General features: G+C 65.6%; 4 protein-coding genes. All 4 read right to left on the bottom strand.

The annotated features are described in order from the left end of the window. Positions 1-130: 130 nt before the first annotated feature. The gene (locus tag IVB47_RS19700) at positions 131-1,117 is read right to left on the bottom strand and encodes a DUF1036 domain-containing protein (RefSeq protein WP_247464047.1); all 987 of its coding nucleotides are present in this window, start codon (positions 1,115-1,117) and stop codon (positions 131-133) included. Positions 1,118-1,302: 185 nt separating this feature from the next. Then, positions 1,303-2,190, bottom strand: coding sequence for an acetylglutamate kinase (gene argB / locus IVB47_RS19695; protein ID WP_007597683.1), 888 nt, complete (start codon positions 2,188-2,190; stop codon positions 1,303-1,305). An 82-nt stretch (positions 2,191-2,272) separates the two neighbouring features. After that, positions 2,273-2,644: a DUF423 domain-containing protein gene (locus tag IVB47_RS19690; protein WP_247463477.1), complete on the bottom strand. Its 372-nt coding sequence runs from the start codon at positions 2,642-2,644 to the stop codon at positions 2,273-2,275. Beyond that, positions 2,644-3,297, bottom strand: coding sequence for a ribosome biogenesis GTP-binding protein YihA/YsxC (gene yihA / locus IVB47_RS19685; RefSeq protein WP_027565787.1), 654 nt, complete (start codon positions 3,295-3,297; stop codon positions 2,644-2,646). The genes IVB47_RS19690 and yihA overlap by 1 nt, the downstream gene beginning before the upstream one ends. Between the last annotated feature and the right edge of the window lie 20 nt (positions 3,298-3,317).

Genomic DNA, 3,317 nt, shown 5'->3' with positions numbered 1-3,317 from the left:
CGGGACCCATACCGCGTGATCTATCAATGGGGCACCCTGATCGTCGTTCTTCGTAGAACCAATCCTGGGGTTATGGGTCCCGGCCTTCGCTGGGACGACGATGGTGTTTGTTGCGTCATCACAAAAGCAATCACGGCATCGCAAACCGCAGCGTTTTGCCGCCGCTCGACATGTCCACCGCGCCGAAGCCCGTCGCCGCGAATCCGCGCGCGCCGCAGTCGGTCTGCTCGTTGGTTTCGAACTTGGTCTCGCGCGTGCAAAGCTGCTTGTCGCCGCCCCAATTCAGCGGCTTGTCCTTCAGCTTGACGATTCGATTGTCGGCGTCGATGGCTTCCGCGAAGCTGAAGATCTGCTTCGGCTGACCGCTCACATCAGGGTGCAGGCAGGTCTTGGGGTCGATGCGATACCAGCCGCGGCTCGTCACCGCCTTGCCGTCGTCGGTGGCGACCGCCGCCATCACCTTGTGCGTGGTGTCGTTGCACCAGGTGAGGCCGGTCGCAGACGGCGTCTGCACGGCATCGACCATGGTCTTGAAGAAGTTCGGCGACGACAGGATGTCGGACGACAATCCGCGGCTCTTCAGGAAAGCGGCCAACGCGCCTTGCGTCTTCGGTCCGTCGACGCCGTCGATCGGCGCGGCGTCGTAACCTGCGATCACCAAAAGCCGCTGGATGCCGGCAAGGCGGGCCTGCTCGTCGTCATATTCGGAGTCCTCGGCGAGATAGGCGACGAAATTGCCGTCCGCGCCTTGCGTCGGCGTGATCTGGGTGAAGGCGGCGTGGGTCTGGCCGCTGCGGCACTGTCGCGCGGCCGCGATGACGAAATTGTCCTGCGCGACGCACAGCGTGTCGCTGCCGTTCTGTGGGATCGGGGATGCGCCGTAGACGCCGAGCGCGCGGGCGTTGAGCAGGATGCGGTCGGCGGAGAGCGTGCCCTGCACCACCACGCGGCAGGTGGCGGGGTCGATCCTGAACCAGCCGCGCGTGGCGGTCGCCGCCTTGTCGTCGATGCCGATCGCGGCCTCGACGACGTAGGACATGCGATTGCAGATCTTGAGGTCGGCGAAGGCGGGCGCGGAGGAGAAGACGAACGAGACGGCTGCTGCGGGGAGCGTCATCAGGAAGCGGGTGAGAGTGGAGCGTCGATGCCGCCTCGCGCTCCGCTCGTCATGCCCGGGTTTGTCCCGGGCATCCACGCTCTTGGCGCGGGACGAAAGATCGTGGATGGCCGGGACATCTTCGCGAAGACGCGCTTCGCGCTGTTGCCCGGCCATGACGGCTTTCATGCGTGGCGCCTCTCGCATCACTTGTGGATCAGCGTGCCCGTGCCGGTGTTGGTGAAGAGCTCGAGCAGCACTGCGTGCTGCATCTTGCCGTCGATGATGACGACGCCCTCTACGCCCTGTTCGAGCGCGTAGATGCAGGTCTCGACCTTCGGGATCATGCCGCCGGAAATGGTGCCGTCGGCGATCAGCTTTCGCGCGTCCTTCACCGAGAGCTGCGGGATCAGCTTCTTGGACTTGTCGAGCACGCCCGGCACGTCGGTGAGCAGCAGCAGCCGCTTTGCCTTCAGCGCGCCGGCCACGGCGCCCGCGAAAGTGTCGGCGTTGACGTTCAGCGTCTGGCCCTCTTTCGAGGTCGCGAGCGGCGCGAGCACGGGGATCAGCTCGTAGCCGATCAGTTGGTTGAGCAGCGTGAGATCGACTTTCTCGGGATCGCCGACGAAGCCGAGATCGACCGCCTTCTCGATGTGCGAGTCCGGATCCATGATGGTGCGCGTCGTCTTCGACGCTTTCACCATATTGGCGTCCTTGCCTGATAGCCCCACCGCCTTGCCGCCGGCCTCGTTGATGTAGCCGACGATCTGCTTGTTGACGGAGCCGGCGAGCACCATCTCGACGATCTCGATGGTGGCCGCATCGGTGATGCGCAGGCCGGCTGCGAATTCCGAGACGATGCCGAGGCGCTTGAGCATGGTCGCGATCTGCGGGCCGCCGCCATGCACCACCACCGGATTGATCGCGGTCTGCTCGAGCAGCACGATGTCGCGGGCAAAATTCTTCGCGGTCTCCTCGTCGCCCATGGCATGGCCGCCATACTTGATGACGATGGTTTCCTCGTCATACTGCTGCATGTGCGGCAGCGCTTCGGACAGGATGCGGGCCTGGTCGAGCGGGGAAATTTCGGTCATGAGGCGGATCTCGCTGGCGGGATACTCGGGCCGCGTTCTATCCGATTGGCGGGCGGGGCGCAAAGTGGTCTTCGTCCCCGGGCTACGGACTGCGCTTCACCACCACCGCCGCGAGCGTCACCGCCAGCCAGCTCAGAATCATCACCGATCCACCGGTCGGCGCTGCATAGGGAAACAGCGAATGGCCGGCATATTGCCGCAAGGTCAGATCGCCCGCGAACAGCGCGGCGCCGGCTGCGAAGCCGGACGCGGCGACGATGCCAATTCCGCCGTGCAGAAGGTCGCGGCCGAGCAGGGCGACGGCCGCTAGCACGGCCGTTGCATGAAACAGCAGCATGGCGCTTGCGGCGGCGAGCCGGCTCGCATCGCCGCCATGCGCGGAAGCGGCGGCCAGCGCGACGCCGGCGGCGCCCATCAGACCGGCAAGCCCGATCAACAGGCGGAATGCCGCCATCACGAGGTCCGCTCTTCCAGCAGCTTTGCGATCGCGGCGCGCAGCTCGGCCATGCCGGTCGCGCTGCGCGACGAGGTCGCGAGCACGTTCGGGAACGCGGCCGGACGCTTGGCGAGCGCGGCCTCGGTCTCGACGATGCGCGATTGGAGCTCGGTGGCCTTGATCTGGTCGGCCTTGGTCAGCACGAGCTGGTAGCTGACCGCGGAGCGATCGAGAGTCTTCAAGACTTCGAGATCGACGTCCTTGAGGCCGTGCCGCGCATCGACCAGCACGTAGACGCGCGCGAGGCTGGCGCGTCCGAGCAGGAATTTGTGGATCAGCTCGGTCCAGGACGCGACCTGACTCTTCGGGGCCTTGGCATAGCCGTAGCCGGGCATGTCGACGAGGCGCAGCTCGCCTTTCCCGGGGACCTCGAAGAAGATCAGCTCCTGGGTCCGGCCCGGCGTGTGCGAGGTGCGCGCGAGCGCGTTGCGGCCGGTCAGCGCGTTGATCAGGCTGGACTTGCCGACATTGGAGCGGCCGGCAAAGGCGATCTCCAGCCCCGCCATCGGCGGCAGCGTTTCAGTCGAGGGCGAAGCCCAGATGAACTGCCAGTCGCGCGTGAACAGCTTTCGCCCGACCTCGATCAGCTTCGCATCTTTGTCGTCGGTCATGCGAAAGCTTTCTGTCTGTC

Origin of the sequence: Bradyrhizobium sp. 62, assembly GCF_023073035.1 — a bacterium.
In the GTDB taxonomy this organism is placed as follows: Bacteria; Pseudomonadota; Alphaproteobacteria; order Rhizobiales; family Xanthobacteraceae; genus Bradyrhizobium.
This window is presented reverse-complemented; position numbering and strand designations above follow the sequence as displayed.